Consider the following 265-nt stretch of genomic DNA (forward strand, 5'->3'; position numbering starts at 1 on the left):
AAAAGTGGGCCGAGGAAGACGCAAAAGCCTTTCGCAAACATAGTGATGTAAAAGTAGATTAATCCCCAGCGATTAAGCGAGCCTATGGTGCACTGATTTTCATCCCAATAGGTCTCGCCTTTATTGTGTTTCATGCGTTGTTTGATCTCTGCGGGTGTTGGCTCCTGGATCATACTGACGGGAACGGTTTCGTTGGCTCGGGTCCAGGGCAGGGGATCACCGCCCTGCAATAATTTAACCAGTGTGCCCTGTTCCGGGCGTGGCT

General features: G+C 50.9%; 1 protein-coding gene. It reads right to left on the minus strand.

The features are described from left to right. A partial coding sequence (locus JW499_RS23270; RefSeq protein WP_205212559.1) for a hypothetical protein occupies positions 1-265 on the minus strand: 265 nt, incomplete at both ends.

The sequence above is a fragment of the Amphritea pacifica genome (genome assembly GCF_016924145.1).
Lineage (GTDB): Bacteria > Pseudomonadota > Gammaproteobacteria > Pseudomonadales > Balneatricaceae > Amphritea > Amphritea pacifica.